Annotated in this window: 16 protein-coding genes and 1 pseudogene; 10 read left to right on the top strand and 7 right to left on the bottom strand. The window is 56.0% G+C overall.

The genetic code is table 11. The features are described from left to right. The first annotated feature begins 100 nt into the window (after nucleotides 1-100). The 5 genes from C1J03_RS14265 (at nucleotide 101) to C1J03_RS14245 (ending at nucleotide 6,064) form a co-directional block, all read left to right on the top strand. Complete coding sequence (locus C1J03_RS14265; RefSeq protein WP_114887204.1) at nucleotides 101-1,402, top strand: helix-turn-helix transcriptional regulator; 1,302 nt, start codon at nucleotides 101-103, stop codon at nucleotides 1,400-1,402. A gap of 122 nt (nucleotides 1,403-1,524) precedes the next feature. After that, the gene (locus tag C1J03_RS14260) at nucleotides 1,525-1,893 is read left to right on the top strand and encodes a response regulator transcription factor (RefSeq protein WP_114887203.1); all 369 of its coding nucleotides are present in this window, start codon (nucleotides 1,525-1,527) and stop codon (nucleotides 1,891-1,893) included. Nucleotides 1,894-1,897: 4 nt separating this feature from the next. Continuing rightward, nucleotides 1,898-2,161 (top strand): hypothetical protein, encoded by a 264-nt coding sequence (locus C1J03_RS14255; protein WP_114887202.1) that lies wholly within the window; start codon nucleotides 1,898-1,900, stop codon nucleotides 2,159-2,161. After that, entirely contained in the window at nucleotides 2,162-4,876 is a 2,715-nt protein-coding gene (locus C1J03_RS14250) for an ATP-binding protein (protein ID WP_114887201.1), read from the top strand. A 63-nt stretch (nucleotides 4,877-4,939) separates the two neighbouring features. Continuing rightward, complete coding sequence (locus C1J03_RS14245; protein WP_162798543.1) at nucleotides 4,940-6,064, top strand: FliM/FliN family flagellar motor switch protein; 1,125 nt, start codon at nucleotides 4,940-4,942, stop codon at nucleotides 6,062-6,064. Nucleotides 6,065-6,118: 54 nt separating this feature from the next. Here the strand turns inward: C1J03_RS14245 and C1J03_RS14240 are convergent, their stop codons facing one another. From C1J03_RS14240 to C1J03_RS14220, 5 genes are all read right to left on the bottom strand, one after another. Next, complete coding sequence (locus C1J03_RS14240) at nucleotides 6,119-6,544, bottom strand: TIGR01244 family sulfur transferase (protein ID WP_114887199.1); 426 nt, start codon at nucleotides 6,542-6,544, stop codon at nucleotides 6,119-6,121. Between the two features lie 10 nt (nucleotides 6,545-6,554). Next, complete coding sequence (locus C1J03_RS14235) at nucleotides 6,555-6,986, bottom strand: DUF6691 family protein (RefSeq protein WP_114887198.1); 432 nt, start codon at nucleotides 6,984-6,986, stop codon at nucleotides 6,555-6,557. After that, nucleotides 6,983-7,408: a YeeE/YedE family protein gene (locus tag C1J03_RS14230; RefSeq protein ID WP_114887197.1), complete on the bottom strand. Its 426-nt coding sequence runs from the start codon at nucleotides 7,406-7,408 to the stop codon at nucleotides 6,983-6,985. Before C1J03_RS14230 ends, C1J03_RS14235 begins: the two co-directional genes overlap by 4 nt. Before the next feature lie 6 nt (nucleotides 7,409-7,414). Next, the gene (locus C1J03_RS14225) at nucleotides 7,415-8,296 is read right to left on the bottom strand and encodes an MBL fold metallo-hydrolase (protein ID WP_114887196.1); all 882 of its coding nucleotides are present in this window, start codon (nucleotides 8,294-8,296) and stop codon (nucleotides 7,415-7,417) included. A 72-nt stretch (nucleotides 8,297-8,368) separates the two neighbouring features. After that, entirely contained in the window at nucleotides 8,369-8,608 is a 240-nt protein-coding gene (locus C1J03_RS14220) for a hypothetical protein (protein ID WP_114887195.1), read from the bottom strand. Nucleotides 8,609-8,709: 101 nt separating this feature from the next. Here C1J03_RS14220 and C1J03_RS14215 point away from each other — a divergent pair, with 101 nt between their 5' ends. After that, nucleotides 8,710-8,997 carry a DUF2312 domain-containing protein gene (locus C1J03_RS14215; protein ID WP_114887194.1) on the top strand — a complete coding sequence of 96 codons (288 nt, stop codon included), beginning with the start codon at nucleotides 8,710-8,712 and terminating at the stop codon, nucleotides 8,995-8,997. A gap of 438 nt (nucleotides 8,998-9,435) precedes the next feature. Here the strand turns inward: C1J03_RS14215 and C1J03_RS26095 are convergent, their stop codons facing one another. Continuing rightward, nucleotides 9,436-9,699, bottom strand: coding sequence for a helicase associated domain-containing protein (locus C1J03_RS26095; RefSeq protein WP_114887193.1), 264 nt, complete (start codon nucleotides 9,697-9,699; stop codon nucleotides 9,436-9,438). A 111-nt stretch (nucleotides 9,700-9,810) separates the two neighbouring features. Between C1J03_RS26095 and C1J03_RS14205 the strand changes: the two are divergent. The 4 genes and pseudogenes from C1J03_RS14205 to tig form a co-directional block, all read left to right on the top strand. After that, a pseudogene (locus C1J03_RS14205) lies at nucleotides 9,811-9,957 on the top strand (IS3 family transposase); the annotation flags it as partial. 218 nt (nucleotides 9,958-10,175) lie between these two features. Further along, a complete protein-coding gene (locus C1J03_RS14200; RefSeq protein WP_114883801.1) occupies nucleotides 10,176-11,336 on the top strand; it encodes an IS30 family transposase in 1,161 nt (386 codons plus the stop codon). A 257-nt stretch (nucleotides 11,337-11,593) separates the two neighbouring features. After that, nucleotides 11,594-11,752, top strand: a complete 159-nt coding sequence (locus C1J03_RS14195; protein WP_114887192.1) for an acetyl-CoA hydrolase/transferase C-terminal domain-containing protein — start codon at nucleotides 11,594-11,596, stop codon at nucleotides 11,750-11,752. A gap of 776 nt (nucleotides 11,753-12,528) precedes the next feature. After that, nucleotides 12,529-13,860, top strand: a complete 1,332-nt coding sequence (gene tig, locus C1J03_RS14190; RefSeq protein ID WP_114889015.1) for a trigger factor — start codon at nucleotides 12,529-12,531, stop codon at nucleotides 13,858-13,860. Between the two features lie 98 nt (nucleotides 13,861-13,958). On the opposite strand, the gene C1J03_RS14185 is transcribed toward tig, so the two are convergent. Continuing rightward, the gene (locus C1J03_RS14185; RefSeq protein ID WP_114887191.1) at nucleotides 13,959-15,917 is read right to left on the bottom strand and encodes a bifunctional 2',3'-cyclic-nucleotide 2'-phosphodiesterase/3'-nucleotidase; all 1,959 of its coding nucleotides are present in this window, start codon (nucleotides 15,915-15,917) and stop codon (nucleotides 13,959-13,961) included. Nucleotides 15,918-15,968: the final 51 nt, after the last annotated feature.

Raw genomic sequence — 15,968 nt, 5'->3', positions numbered from 1 at the left:
TGTAAATATATCTACAAGTGGGGCTGAAAAAGTGTAAATTAAATTATGTTGCATCGCAGAAAGCTTTTGAAATTGCAGGTTAATGCGGGGCAGGCATCAGATGGCGCGTGAAAGTCTGACGGGCAGTCGCATCCGCGAGCGCCGTGTAATGGCCGGCATCAAACAAGCCGATCTGGCAAAGCGCAGCGGAATTTCGGCAAGCTACCTTAATCTGATCGAACACGACCGCCGCAGAATCGGCGGCAAACTGCTTTTGAACATTGCGGCCGAACTGAATGTGGAGCCGCAAGCGCTGACGGATGGGGCAGAGGCCGCGTTGTTGGGCACGTTGCGCGAAGCAGCTCTGGATGCTCACCTTGCAGAACCAGAAGCGGGCCGAGCGGATGAATTTGCCGGTCGCTTCCCGGGGTGGGCCGAGGTCCTTGCAGCCAGCCGTCGCCGAATCGCCACACTGGAACGCACCGTTGAAACACTCAGCGACCGGATGGCGCATGACCCGCATTTAGCGGCCTCCATGCATGAATTGCTGACAACAGCTGCCGCGATCCGCTCCACCGCAGCGATTTTGGCCGAAACAAAAACGCTGGAGCCTGAATGGCGCGACCGATTTCACACCAACATTGATGCCGACAGCCGCCGGTTGGCCGACAGCGCGCAAGCCCTTGTCGGGTATCTCGAGCTCGACAGCCCGCAAGACGTCGCCAGCAGCCCTCAAGAAGAAGTGGAGAGTTTTCTCCAAGAGCACCGCTATCATTTCGCGGAGCTTGAAGGCGCAAGTGGCGGGGCGATCACTGATGTGCTCAACGCCTCGCCGAACCTGCGCAGCAAGGCCGCCCACCACATTGCCGAACGGGTGCTAGAACAAGTCGCGCGTGACGCTCAAAAACTGCCATTGATCAAGCTGGAGGCCGCGATTGCACAGGCGGACAAGATTGACCCGGTTGCATTGGCCCGCGATGTTGGTGCGCCTTTGGCGGTTATTTTACGCCGTCTGGCTGCATTGCCCGCACTGGGCGCGGGGCTTGTCGTTTGTGACCGCTCCGGCACGGTAATCTTTCGCAAGTCGGTCGCCGGCTTTTCAGTGCCGCGGTTTGGGGCCTGTTGCCCGCTTTGGCCGCTTTTTTCCGTACTGGGTCAGCCCGGTTTGGTGGTGCGCGACCGGGTGCAACAACTGGGCCGTAACCTACGCGTGTTCGACGCCTTTGCTGTGGCCGAGCAGCAGTCGGCACCGGCCTACAACACGGCGCCTTTGGTGCAAGCGGTGATGCTGATCCTTCCGGTGCCGCCCGGTCAACCGAACGTGGGGATCCATGATGTTGGCAGCACATGTCGCATTTGCCCGCACGATGCTTGCACCGCACGGCGAGAACCATCGATCTTAACGGGCACGCCGGACCTTTAAACGGCACAATCGCTTTTGACAGAGCCTGCGTTCCAGTGCATCTTGCATGACGCTCTAAAGAGCCCGGTTACAGCGGGCCGCATATAGGGCGACCAGAGAGACGAACGGGAGGGGAGAACCGCATGGCCAAGCATGTTGTGCTGGTAGAAGATGAGTTGAACATCGCTGAGGCGATCCGCTTTTTGTTGGGCCGAGAAGGCTGGCGCGTCGAGATGCTGGCCAATGGTACCAATGCCGCCCAGGTCATCCGTGCGGCCAAACCTGATTTGGTGATGCTCGATGTGATGCTGCCGGGGAAAACTGGCTTTGAGATTCTCGCAGAACTGCGCGAAGACGCCGCTTTGGATGATTTGCCCGTATTGATGTTAACTGCACGGGGGCAGGCGCGGGACCGCGAGATGGCTGAGCAGGCCGGGGTGAGCCGTTTTATGACCAAGCCCTTTTCCAATACCGAAATGCTTAGCGCTGTGCGCGAGCTGACCGGAACCTAACCCCATGTCCCAGGCACCCGTCTTTTTAGAACGCAAGACCTACCGTCGCCGCCGCCTTATGGATGCTGTGCGCTTCTTGCCCTTTGTGGGTGCTGCCTTGTGGCTCTTGCCGGTTCTGTGGCCCAAGACCGAGGGGCCAATCGCTGATGCGGCAGAAGCGACACCGATGTCTTCTGCACTTTCCTATATATTTGCGGTCTGGCTTATCATGAACGTTGTGGCCCTGACCCTGTGGTGGCGGACCCGTGACCCCAGTGAGCAACCTTAAATGGTGTCCCTCAATCAGCTGATTGCGGTGTGCCTGATCTATGTTGTTGGTTTGTTTTCTGTGGCCTTTATCGCCGAGCGTGCTGCGGTACGGGGCCGGGGTGGTTGGCTGTTGCGCTCACCGTTGGTCTATACGCTGTCCCTTTCGATCTATTGCACGGCTTGGACGTTTTACGGAGCGGTTGGTTATGCCGCGCGGTCGGGGATGGAATACGTCACGATCTATCTGGGCCCCAGTCTGGTGATGATCAGCTGGTGGTGGATTTTGCGCCGTTTGGTGAGGATCGGGCGTAGCCAACGCGTGACTTCGGTGGCTGATCTGATTTCCTCGCGCTACGGTAAATCCAATACGCTGGCGATTGTGGTAACAATAATGGCGGTGATCGGCGTGACGCCTTATATCGCGCTGCAACTGCAATCTGTAACGTTGTCTCTCTCGATCTTTGCGGCCACTGACGGCAGCGCCAATGATCCGCTGACCAGTGCGCGTGCGGCTTTCTGGGTGGCGACAGGGCTTGCGCTCTTTACGGTGCTCTTTGGGACGCGCAACCTTAATGCGAATGAACGTCACCACGGCGTTGTCATCGCTGTCGCAGTTGAGGCGGTCGTCAAGCTGATCGCTCTGTTGGCGGTCGGCATTTTTGTGGTTTGGGGCGTGGCGGGCGGCGTCCAAGACACGTTGGCGCGCATCGATGCCTCAGAAATTGGCACTTGGCAGGTTGATGGCAGTCGGTGGGCCGCGCTGATTGTGCTGGCGGCGGCGGCATTCGTCTGTTTGCCGCGCATGTTTCAGGTCATGGTCGTTGAAAACGACGACGAGCGGCATCTGCAAATCGCCAGCTGGGCCTTTCCACTTTATTTGATGCTGATGAGCCTTTTTGTGGTGCCAATCGCTGTTGTCGGGCTTGATCTGATGCCCGCGGGCGCAAACCCCGACTTGTTTGTGTTGTCCCTGCCGCTAAGCCAAGGACAAAACGGGCTGGCGATGTTGGCCTTTCTTGGCGGGTTTTCCTCGGCCACATCGATGGTGATTGTGGCGACATTGGCGCTCAGCACCATGGTCAGCAACCACATCGTGATGCCGGTTTGGCTGGCGACACGGGCAGGGGGCGCGCATCAATCTGGCGATGTGCGCAACGTGGTCATCCTCGCCCGTCGCTTGTCGATCTTGCTGATCATTTCGTTTGGGTACCTCTATTACCGCGCCTCTGGTGGCTCAGGCGCGTTGGCAGCCATCGGGTTGATTTCCTTTGGCGGGGTCGCGCAATTTTTACCTGCCCTTTTGGGTGGTGTTTTCTGGCGTGGGGCCACGCGAATGGGCGCGCTCACTGGGCTTGGTGTAGGGTTCGCCCTGTGGATGTTCACCATGCTGTTGCCCAGCTTTGGGCCGGACGTGGCCCTGTCCCAAGCCACATTTGATCACGGACTATTCGGCCAAGGCTGGTTGCGCCCTCAAGCGCTGTTTGGGATCGAAGGGATGGACCCCACGGTCCATGCCGTCTGGTGGAGCCTGTCGCTGAATGCGCTGATGTTTATGGTCGTTTCGCTCTTTAGTTTTCCTGACCCGGTTGAGCGCCTGCAAGGTGCGCAATTTGTGAATGTCTTTGATCATTCGGGACCTGCACGCGGCTGGAGTGCGACGCTTGCTGGCAGCGAAGATTTGATGATCATGGCGCAGCGTATTTTGGGCGCGGACCAAGCGCAGGTGTTTTTTGGCCGTGCTGCCAGAGCGCAAGGCAGCTCTGGTCTGTTGCCAGAACCCACACCAGATTTTGTCCAAGCGTTAGAGCGTGAACTTGCCGCATCCGTGGGGGCCGCGACGGCCCATGCGATGATCGAACAAATCGTGGGCGGCACGTCTGTGTCCGTACAAGATCTGATGGCGGTGGCCGACGAATCTGCACAAATGCTGGAATATTCGAGCCAGCTTGAGGCCAAATCGCTGGAGTTGTCCCAAACCGCGGCGCAGCTACGTGAAGCCAATGAGAAGCTAACCCAGCTTTCGCTGCAAAAGGATAGTTTCCTAAGCCAGATCAGTCATGAACTGCGCACGCCAATGACCTCTATCCGATCGTTTTCAGAAATCCTGCGCGATACGCGCCGCATGGCTGCTGAAGAGAAAACCCGCTACGCGTCGATTATCCATAGTGAGTCGTTGCGTTTGACGCGGCTGTTGGATGATTTGCTCGATTTATCTGTTCTTGAAAATGGGCAGGTAACCTTGAATGAAACACGTGGAAACCTGCGTGGCGTGATAGATCACGCGGTTCTAACGGCGCAGGCGGGCATGCCGCAAAGCCTACGTATCTTGCGCGATCCGGCGTCTGAGGAAGTTGAGATCATGACCGACCTGGATCGGCTGGCTCAGGTCTTTATCAACCTGATTACCAATGCTCAAAAATACTGCGAAGCCGAAGATCCGCAATTGGTCATTTCCGTCCAGCTCAAAGGGTCTCAGGCGCATGTGACGCTCGCGGATAATGGGATCGGGATCCCGTCCCATGCCCGCGCACTGATCTTTGAGAAATTCGCCCGCGTTGGTGCAGGGGGCGGCGAGGGTGTGGGGCTTGGCCTTGCGATCTGCCGTGAGATTATGACGCGGCTTGGCGGTGCAATCAGATATGATGGCAAAGGCCAAGGCGCACGGTTCGTTCTGGATATCCCAGTTGCAAAGGCGGAGGTGGTGGCCATTAAGCCCCTCAATCGCCGCGCATAAAGGAAATGGTAACCAGATATCGGCTACACCAACATGCAAAGGCATGGATGGTCAGGCAAGGCGATGGAAACACAGACTAAAGCATCTCCACTGCGCCGCAAAACGCAAGCCGGCAAGCAAGAGCATGAGGCGCGTGCCATGTCGGTGCCCAAGGCACTGCGGCTGTCGCTGGCAAAATTGGCGGATCAGCGCTTTGATTTGGCGATGTCGGCGATTGGGATTACCCAAGAAATTGTTTGGGGAGACGGACTTCAGGTGATCTTGGATTTACCGGGGTTGTTGGTGTTGCTGGACGGTCCTCAGGGGCGTGTTGGCGGCGCGATTTTTGACGAGGCGCTTGTTGGCGGGCTTATTCAACAGCAGACAATGGGCACAGTTTCGCCCGTCGTCGAAGGTGCGGCCTCTCGCGACATGACCGCCACCGATGCGGCCATGTGTGCGCCGTTCCTTGACGGTTTGCTCGCGCGGGCCGCTCCTTTGCCCGAGACGCAAGAAGGTCGGACGCTGATCGATGGATACCGCTTTGGCAGCCGCGCGGAGGATGCGCGGATCATGCAGATGGCGCTTGAGGCACATGAATACGAAGTGTTGCGGCTGACCATTGATGTCGCAGCGGGGCAGCGGCAGGGGCAGTTAACGCTCATTTTGCCAAAGGTTGATCTGTCTTCGAAACCGAGTGCTGACGAGCAAGTCGGCGAGGATGCATCTCGCGCACCTGTCTCGGCTAGAACGCTCAACGATACGGTGCTGGAACTTGAAGCAGAGCTGACAATCGCTCTGGCCCGCGTACCGATGCAACTGTCAGATGCCCATGCGCTTGTCGTGGGGGCCGTGCTGCCGTTGGGTGTGACGGGGTTAGATAACATGATGGTTCTAAGCAGTGATGGTCGGGTTCTGAGCCGTGGCGCGATGGGTCAACTCTCGGGTGTGAGAGCGCTGCGTTTGGCGCGCCCGGTGTCACGTATGAGTTCCCCCAAACGCCGTGAAAGCGACCGCGAGGACCTAGATTTGCCAAATGTTGATCCGATTGAACGGCGAATAGCGGAACCTGAGATTGCTGAGACTGCATCTCCAAATGCGCTTGAGGCGCTGCCAAATCTTGAGATGCCGGACATGTCGGATCTAGAGGAACTCGGAACGCTCGAAGACCTGTCGGAGTTTAGAGAGCTCAAGATTGGCAACGGGTAGGGTTTAGAAAGGGCATCAGCAAACCTGCTGGGCCGCCTACGTTTCGAAAGAGGGCTAGTCTGACGATGCGTTCTCTAGATAGGCGCGCATCTGTTCCAAATCATAGCCACCGTTGCGCGCGGCATCCAATATATCATCAGCGCTCAGTTCGCCGGCTTGACCCAAAGCCCACGCAATGCAGGACCGGGTGCCAGAGGCGCAATACGCCAAAACAACGCCGTCTGTATCGGCACCCAAAGCACGGTTTTGGGCAATGACTTCTGGGGTCATGTTTTGGTGGGTCAGCGGTTGCACCACAAATTCCAAGCCGGCTTGCACGGCCGCAGTCTCCATCGCGTTTGCTTCAAATGCGAGGGGCACTTCGGTATCGGGACGGTTGCACAAGATGCGCGTGAACCCGCGTTCCTTAAGGGCTTCCATCCATGTGGGATCGATCTGGGGTGCAACGAAATAGCGGGGGGTAAGCTGTCTGATATCCATGGGCGCGGGTTTAATGCGATGGTCCGATGCTGTCCAGTCGTCTGCGGGCAACAGGCGCGAGTACCATGCCGGCAAGCATGGCCAAAAGGAAACCCAAACCTCCGATGCCACCAAAACTTAGCGAGGCCAGCGCCGGACCCGGGCATAGGCCCACAAGGCCCCAACCCGCACCAAAAAGCACACCGCCCACAATCAGTGACCGATCCAGCCGTGGATCTGCAGGCGCTGGAAAGCTGTCCCCGTTCAACGGTTTGCGCCCGCGGGTATAGGCCCAAGCCACCGCCATAGGCACAATTGCTCCTCCCATCACAAAGACGAGCGTTGGATCCCAATCACCAAAGAAATCGAGGAACCCTAGAACTTTCTGCGTATTCGTCATGCCCGACACAAGCAGACCTGCGCCAAAAAGCGCCCCAGAAATCAGTGCAATAAGATGTCTCATGCGAAACCCAATCCATGCCGCAAAAGTGCGACAACCAGCGCGCCCGTGCCGATATAAACACACGTGGCCACGATCCCGCGCGGCGACAGGCGCGAGATACCGCAAACCCCGTGGCCCGATGTGCACCCATTGCCGATCCGCGTGCCCAGACCAACCAACAGCCCGGCGCATAAGATCAAAGGCACATTGCCCGTCAGCAGCGTTTGTCCAACAACACCAGTTGCCACCAGTACCGCGGGCATTCCGATCAGTCCCACCAGAAAGGCTGCGCGTTCGGACATCAGCTTGGATGCGGAGCCGTCAATCATACCGCCGACGATCCCGCTGGCCCCCATGATGCGCCCATTTCCCAACAAATAAATCGCGGCCGCACAGCCAATCATCAGCCCGCCAACAAGGCCCCATATCCAGTCCATATTCATTTTCTCTCAGAGTTTGTTGATTGGTAGCTTCAACATCACGGTCCCGCTGTCATCGGGTTCGGGCATTTGCCCGGCGCGCATGTTGATTTGAAGGGATGGCACAATGAGCTTGGGCATTGGCAGCGTTGCATCGCGGCTTTCGCGCATGGCGATGAAATCGTCGACGTTGCGGCCTTGACCGATGTGCACATTTGCCTCGCGCTGTGCAGCCACAGTTGTTTCCCACGCGAATTCGCTGCGCCCGGGTGCTTTGTAGTCGTGGCCCACAAATATCCGAGTTTCCTCCGGCAACGTCAAAATCCGTTGAATAGATCCATAGAGATTGCGCGCAGATCCACCCGGAAAATCGCAGCGTGCCGTGCCAAAATCGGGCATAAACAGCGTATCGCCAACAAAGGCTGCATCGCCAATCACATATGTCAGACAAGCCGGCGTGTGCCCGGGCGTGTGCATCACATCTGCCCGCATCTGGCCGATGTGAAAACTATTCCCGTCCAGAAAAAGCGCATCGAATTGAGAGCCATCGCGCTGAAATTCTGTGCCTTCGTTAAAGACTTTGCCGAAAACGTCCTGCACCAGTTTGATCCCGTCGCCGATGCCGATCTTGCCGCCCAGGTTTTCTTGCAGATAAGGCGCGGCGGACAGGTGGTCGGCATGAACATGGGTCTCTAGGATCCACTCAACCTTGAGATTTTTTTCCTTGATATGAGCGATTACGCGGTCTGCGGAGGCCGTATCAGTGCGCCCGGCTGCGTGATCAAAATCTAGCACAGAGTCGACGATTGCGCAGGCTGATCCTTCGGGGTCTTGGACGATATAGCTCACCGTATTGGTCGCATCGTCGAAAAACGCAGTTACGATCGGGGATGCAGCGGGGGTATCTAGCATGTCATGTCCTTTCGCGGATGCCCAATGTTACGCGAAATCAGCGCCTCTGCAAAGGGTCCGTTGCCGGGATAACTAAACCAAAAAGACGCCAATAATAACCATCATGAGACCAATCACCGACAAGAACAATGCGCCGAGGTTAAGCGGCAAGGCCTTTTTCAAGACAGCGCGCATGTCTTCTTCAGGCAGTTTGGCGCGTTTGGCGCGCGAGACCTGCCAGATGCACCAAATCAGGCCGAGTAGTCCAAGCAGTGACACGGCAGTGCCTGCCCAGATCAACATTTCAAACGGGGAGTTTTCAACAGGTTCCATAGGCGCGCAATAGGATAATCGCTGTGTCATCGCAAGAGCCGCTTGCGGGCGGGTAGGGTGCGCGCTACTCAGTCGGGCAAAACCCCTTGAAGGAGCATCCCATGAGCGACACCAGCACCAACCCCGATGTTACAGAGACGCCCGGCGATGCGACCTACCGCGTGACCGCAAATGAGTTGCGCCAGTTTGTTGAGCGGATCGAGCGCCTCGATTCTGAGAAAAAAGACCTCGCAGAGCAACAAAAGGAAGTGATGGCTGAGGCCAAGGCGCGCGGGTACGACACCAAAGTTCTGCGCAAGGTCATTGCCCTGCGCAAGCGCGACAAGGACGATATTGCCGAAGAAGAAGCCGTGCTCGATATGTATAAAGAAGCCCTGGGTATGTCTTAATCGGGCTTAGATGTGTTTGGTTCAGGCCAGCCACGACCAATGACTAAGTATACCCGATTAAAGTTAGAGCAGGCTTGATGCCGCGCAGCCCTCATGTAGCGCAGTGGTATCAAGCCTGCGGCGATGGAAAGTTTCAGGGTTTCTCATTTTGAGGAGTCTCTGTAGCGTTGTTTTCAAGCCTAACCCCAGCACGAAACATATATAGACGTTTTTCAGTGAGGTGGATTTGATTCCACTCGCTCGCATGGTGGACTACGGAACGTTTGGCGTTCAGGAACTAATTTTATCATGTTGAGTGAACATGGCGCGGCAGTTTTTCATACTTCGGGTAGTGTTGAGCCTATTGCCCACGTACGCCAGAAGCCATCGCACCGCAGGACCAAGGGCCAATCTGGCCTTCCGCTACCGTTGCGCCGAACTAATAGGCCACGAACGCGTTCAGATACTAAATTGAAACCCCAGCCCCTCCAGGCGGGCCAGCCTGTCCTCGGTGAGCTTGTCTTTCTTTACCCGCTGGGTACTCACCCAGTTTGCAAGTTCCGGGTTCTCAGACCATCGCCTCGGAACGTTGCAGTCACCATGTGACTGCTTGTACTGTACGAGCTCGTCAAATTTCTCTTCCCAAGCCGTTGCTCGTAGGTCACAGACAAACTCCAGCGCATCTAGGCGGGTCCTCGACCTGCAAAGACCACTCTGGGTCATGCTTTAGGATACATTTGCAGAAGACTTTCTGACGTCAGCGCCTATGGGCCCAAATAGCGGTATTTGATAAGAGAGTGTTCTTGGCTCATCCTAACCACTGAGGAGTGGGAGATGAGACAGACAACTGGAATACGTAAAAGCCCTGGCGAGAAGATCGTCAAAGATATCAAACGGGCCACGCGCAAGCATTATTCATCGGAAGAGAAGATCAGGATCGTCTTGGACGGGTTACGAGGCGAGGACAGCATCGCTGAGCTGGAATCCAGAATACGCAGGATGAGTGCAGAGGTCCTCAAATTGAGGCAGTATACTGAAAATATGGAAGAGCGTTTGCTTCGTTGCCGAAGTAACGTCCACAACATGAAGTAGATGCGCGCTAGGCTCTGGACCTAGAGAACTAAAAGCTGGTGATTGGCAGGTGGCCTCAACTGGTCGACGCAACACTTTAATCTTTAGAAAGAGATGGAGTGTTTTGAATGAAGTATCGTCGCAGGATTTACTATTCAGCTGAGCAGCGTGCCGAGATCTGGGATCGATGGCAACGTGGGGAGTCGATGAGTTCGATTGGGCGGGTCTTTGATCGCCAATCGTCGTCGGTATTTTCGGTCATCTCACCTACGGGCGGGATACGGCCGCCGGATCGCAGGCGTGGCAGTTCTGCATTGAGCCTCTCTGAGCGCGAAGAGATATCCCGCGGGCTGAGTACCAAGCAATCCTTGCGTGCGATTGCACGCCAGTTGCGACGTGCGCCCTCAACGATCAGCCGGGAGGTGCGGCGCAATGGCGGATCAGTCGGCTATCGTGCGTCTAGTTCAGATCAGGCTGCTTGGAACCGGGCTCTGCGTCCAAAGATATGCAAGCTGGCTTGTCACCCGACATTGGCCCGCGCAGTATCAGCAAAGCTACGGCGCAAGTGGTCTCCCGAGCAGGTTGCGGGTTGGCTCAAACGGGCGTTCCCGGAGGAGGCGCACAAACAGGTGTCACACGAGACTATCTATCGAAGCCTTTATATACAGGCACGTGGCGTTCTCAAAAAGGAGCTGCTGGCGCACTTGCGCGCAAAACGCACAGTCAGGCGTTCCCAGCATGCCAGCCTAAAGCGCAACGGTAATGGCCAGATTAAAGATGCTGTGTCCATCAGCGAAAGGCCTGCATCCGTCGAGGATCGCGCTGTTCCGGGTCACTGGGAAGGCGACCTGATTGGCGGATCGAAGAACAGCTATATCGCGACCCTGGTCGAGCGGCATTCACGATACGTGATGTTGGTGAAAGTCGCGAACAAGGACACTGAAAGCGTCGTCACTGCGCTGATCAAGTCGGCTCAGAAGCTGCCGCGAGAACTTTACAAATCCTTGACGTGGGATCGTGGCAAAGAGCTAGCAGATCATCCGCGCTTCACACTGGCCACGGATGTCGATGTCTACTTCTGCGACCCGCAGTCACCTTGGCAACGTGGATCAAACGAGAACACCAACCGGCTTTTGAGGCAGTATTTGCCAAGAGGAACCGACTTATCCGTTCATTCTCAGGCAAAGCTCAGCGCAATTGCAAGGCAACTTAACGAACGTCCTCGCAAGACCTTGCAATATCAAACCCCAGCAGAGAAGTTCGCTGAGTGTGTTGCATCGACCGGTTGAGGTCGCCCACCAAAGCGGACGTTCGCTGCGATCTAAACGAATGTCGGCAATGCGAGATTGATGTCACCAAACGAGACGCCGTCCAATTCGAATATTCGGCCGAAGGGCGCGTTTTGCGAAGATTGGCTTTTGTGGGTTAGTTCTTTTGCCAACTCATAAAGTTTTCGACCATCGTTTTGCTTTCCGGTCTGAGGTTTCCGATGCCGCCATAAGGGTGACCACGCCCCACATCCGAGTGAGGGTGTGCCTGCACAGCCATGATGTATGCCGTAGCCGAATACGGGATCACCAATCTCAAGGGCAAATGCATCGCCGAACGCGCCCAGGCTCTGATCGGGCTGGCACATCCGGATTTCCGTGAAGGTTTGGAGCGTGAGGCCTGTGAAAATAGGTTGACCCCACGTGGCTTCTTCTGAGCATCTCTAGGAGAGGCGAAAACCAATTGAGACGGACGAGAGAGTGCCAATGTTTTCACGGAGAATCTATTCTTGTGGTCCTGACAAAATCGGTCATTGGAGCGATTGCGGCGAATTCACACTTTGTCCAGCAAGTGAGACGCTGAACACGCTTGCGAGGAACATCCACTGCGAACGAAGAATCGGCCAAACTCATAGGTTTGTGTCGCTGACGAAATGCCCGTTTTTGGGGTATCCTCTAATTGGTGTGAATATCCCCACAAGCGGAAGTTCCGACAATAGGCTTCTGGCCGCATTCAGCAGCGAATTCATGGCAATACTTGAACGGGCAGGGCGGGTCTAAGGTACACCCACCAAAAAATCTCGCACCAGACGAACTTGTATTGAGTATTGGAATTGCTGTCTCTGTAAGGGGCTAGATGTGTGGCAGGCAACGAAACAAGCATCTAAACCTTAGATCACACCATATAGCAAAGAAGCCTTGGGTATGTAGTAGGGGCACCCGCAATGGGTGCCACTGAGCTTACGCCGCGGTTCTGACATGGCTCTGTCCCTAAAGGGGCAGAGTTAAGAATTCACGAAACCCTACTAGCGGTGCGGTTGTTGGGCCAAATAGGCCCTTTCCGTACTGGCCTTGTAAGGGGGCAGATGTTGGCAAGCGCATGCTTATTTTCGCGCAGGCCTAACGACCCCTTGCATGGCTGGCGCTGCGCCAATAGAAGGGCGGAAATTTGACGCCCCGCGCCCTTGGTGCGGCCAAACGCTATGGAGCAAACATGCAGGTCAACGAGACGCTGAACGAAGGTCTGAAACGCGGTTACGCCATCACTGTGACGGCGGCTGAACTTGCTGCCAAGGTCGATGAGAAATTGATCGAAGCGCAACCCGAAGTCGAAATGAAGGGCTTTCGCAAAGGCAAAGTCCCTATGGCACTGCTCAAAAAGCAGTTTGGCCAAAAAGTGACAGGCGAAGCGATGCAGGAAAGCATCGATGGCGCGATGTCCGAACATTTTGAGAAAACCGGCGACCGCCCTGCCATGCAGCCCGACGTCAAGATGACGAACGAGGACTGGAAAGAAGGCGACGACGTCGAGGTCACAATGTCCTATGAGGCACTGCCCGAGATCCCCGAGTTGGATTTCAGCAAGGTCAAGCTGGAGCGTTTGGTTGTAAAAGCTGACGACGCTGATGTTGATGAATCACTGGCGAACCTTGCCGAATCTGCGCAAGACTTCAAAGATCGCAAAAAAGGCTCCAAAGCCAAAGACGGCGACCAGGTTGTGATGAATTTCGTCGGAAAAGTTGACGGCGAAGCATTTGAAGGTGGCTCTGCCGAAGATTATCCGCTGGTGCTGGGCTCCAACTCTTTCATTCCGGGCTTTGAAGAGCAGCTTGTTGGCGTGAAAGATGGCGAAGAAAAAGCAGTAACTGTTAACTTCCCCGATGATTACCAAGCCGCCAATCTGGCCGGTAAGGAAGCGACATTTGATTGCACGATCAAAGGTGTCAAAGAGCCTTTTGCGGCAGAAATCAACGACGAGATGGCCACCAAATTCGGTGCAGAAGACCTCGCCGCGTTGAAAGTTCAGATTTCTGAGCGTCTGGAAGCCGAATATGTTGGTGCTGCCCGCGCGGTGATGAAGCGTGGCCTGCTTGATGAGCTGGACAAGCTGACTGATTTTGAATTGCCCCCGTCGCTGGTGGAGGCCGAAGCAGGCCAGATCGCGCATCAGTTGTGGCACGAGGATAACCCTGAAGTTGAGGGTCACGACCATCCTGAAGTCGAAACAACAGAAGAGCACACGAAGCTTGCCGAGCGCCGCGTGCGTTTGGGCCTGTTGTTGGCTGAGCTGGGTCAAAAGGCGAAAGTCGAAGTGACCGATGCTGAGATGACTCAAGCGATCATGGGCCAGGCGCGTCAGTACCCAGGTCAAGAACGTCAGTTCTTTGAATTCGTTCAGCAAAACCAGCAGATGCAGCAGCAGATGCGTGCGCCGATCTTTGAAGACAAAGTCGTTGGCCATATCTTTGATCAGTCCGATGTGACCGACAAAGTAGTGACAAAAGCCGATTTGCAAAAGGCTGTTGAAGCGCTCGAAGAAGAGTAAACTCACCGCCAAGACATGAAAAAGGCCGCTCCGGATTGGGGCGGCCTTTTGCGTTTGCGCGAGGTTTGCGGCAGGATCGAAACCCTACCGCATTTTGTTTAGAGGGCGATGCGGAACTGTGCAAAGCCGCCTTCAGCGTCACCCGCTGGAGACAGATTAACCCCTTTAACTTCGTCGAGATAATCCGCCGCTTTTGGGCCAGTTGAGAATAAAACGGTTGTGTCATCCAGCGATGCAAAGCCCCAGTTGGCATCTGCGCGCGGGCTGATTGTGCCTTGCTCAACGATATAGCGCACGATCACATCGCGGTTGGTATCCGGGCCTTCAAACACGATGGTATCGCCCTTGGCTCCGGGGAAACCACCGCCACCAGATGCGCGGTAATTGTTCGTGGCAATGATGAACTCCGCATCCGGATCAACCGGTTGTCCGTTGAAGTTCAGGTTCACAATGCGGTTCGCATCAGCCTCAAGCAGCACGCCCTTGCTGTCAAATTTCGACGGTTGGCTGAGGTCGATTTGATAGGTCACGCCGTCAATCACGTCGAAATTATAGCTTGGAAAGCTGTCATTCAGCAGAGGTTGATCGGCTTGGCCAGGCGTTACCTGATTAAAGATGCCGGCAGAACGCTCCAGCCAATCTTTGACTTGCGCGCCCGTCACTTTCACCGCGCGAACCGTGTTGGGGTAAAGATAGAGGTCACTCACGTTCTTGATCGCCACATCGCCCTTAGGCACGTCGGTGTAATACTCAGGACCACCACGACCGCCGGCCTTGAACGGGGCCGCCGCAGAGAGGATCGGCAGGCCCTCATACTCAGTGCCCTTCATCATCTGATCAATATACCAGACCTGCGCGTTCGACACGATCTGGACCGACGGATCATCCGCGACCAGTGCGAAGTAGCTGTGCAAGTTTGCGTCCGTTTTGCCGACCGCGCGGCGGACATATTTCAGCGTTTCGTCGTGCTCTTGCTGGACGGCTGCCAGAATGCCGGCGTCGCTTTCGACCAGTGCCGTGACACTGCGGTCTTCATTGCGCTTTGAGATCGGGCGCGCCTCGGCGCTATGGCTCGCAATGCGCCATGATCCACCATCGCGTTCCAGCATCAGATCAATCAGCCCCAGGTGGCTGCCCCAGAACCCGCCCATCGTCGCAGGTTTACCGTGGATGGTGCCCGCATTAGGGTCCGCGGCGGCATAATCGCTGTAGGTGGCGGAGGGGAACACAAGATGGCTGTGGCCCGTCAGGATCGCGTCGATCCCGTCAATCGCGGCCAGGGGGACGGAGGCATTTTCCATCATGTCGCTTTCATCCGCAGACCCGATACCAGAGTGCGAGAGGGCGATGATGATGTCCGCACCAGCTTCTTTCATCTGTGGCACATAGGCGCGCGCGGCCTCAAGGATGTCGCGGGTTTGGACGTTGCCTTCAAGATGGCGGCGATCCCAACCCATGATTTGCGGGGGGACAAATCCGATGAGACCAATTTTGATAGGGTGCGTTTCGCCTGCGCCATCGGTGATTTGGCGCTCGATGATGACGTAAGGTTTAACGAGTGTGACGTCCTTGGTCGGATCACTGCCCATCTCTTTGACGACGTTGGCATTCACCACCGGGAACTTTGCACCGGCAAGAGATTTCATCAAGAAATCAAGGCCGTAGTTGAATTCGTGGTTGCCGAGCGTGGACGCGTCATAGCCGACTTCGTTCATCGCCTGGATCACGGGATGCATGTCGCCTTCTTTCATGCCGCGCTCATAGGCGATGTAGTCGCCCATCGGATTGCCCTGCAGAAAGTCACCGTTGTCCAGCATCAGGGCATTGGTCGCCTCGGCGCGGATTTCTTTGACAATGGAGGCGGTGCGGGCAAGGCCGACGGTATCGACATCTTTGTCGCCGTAGTAGTCATAGGGGAACACATGCACATGCAAGTCGGTCGTTTCCATCAGGCGCAAATGGGCCTGATTGGCTGCCGCATGGACAGAAAACGGGTGCAAGGCCAGAAGGCCGGCTGAGCCAGCAAGGAAATGGCGGCGGTTCAATCGAATGGTCATGGAAATCCCCTTTGGTGTGTCGATGTCTGCCAAAAAGCAGCAGATTGCACG

The sequence above is a fragment of the Sulfitobacter sp. SK012 genome (assembly GCF_003352085.1).
Lineage (GTDB): Bacteria > Pseudomonadota > Alphaproteobacteria > Rhodobacterales > Rhodobacteraceae > Sulfitobacter.
This window is presented reverse-complemented; position numbering and strand designations above follow the sequence as displayed.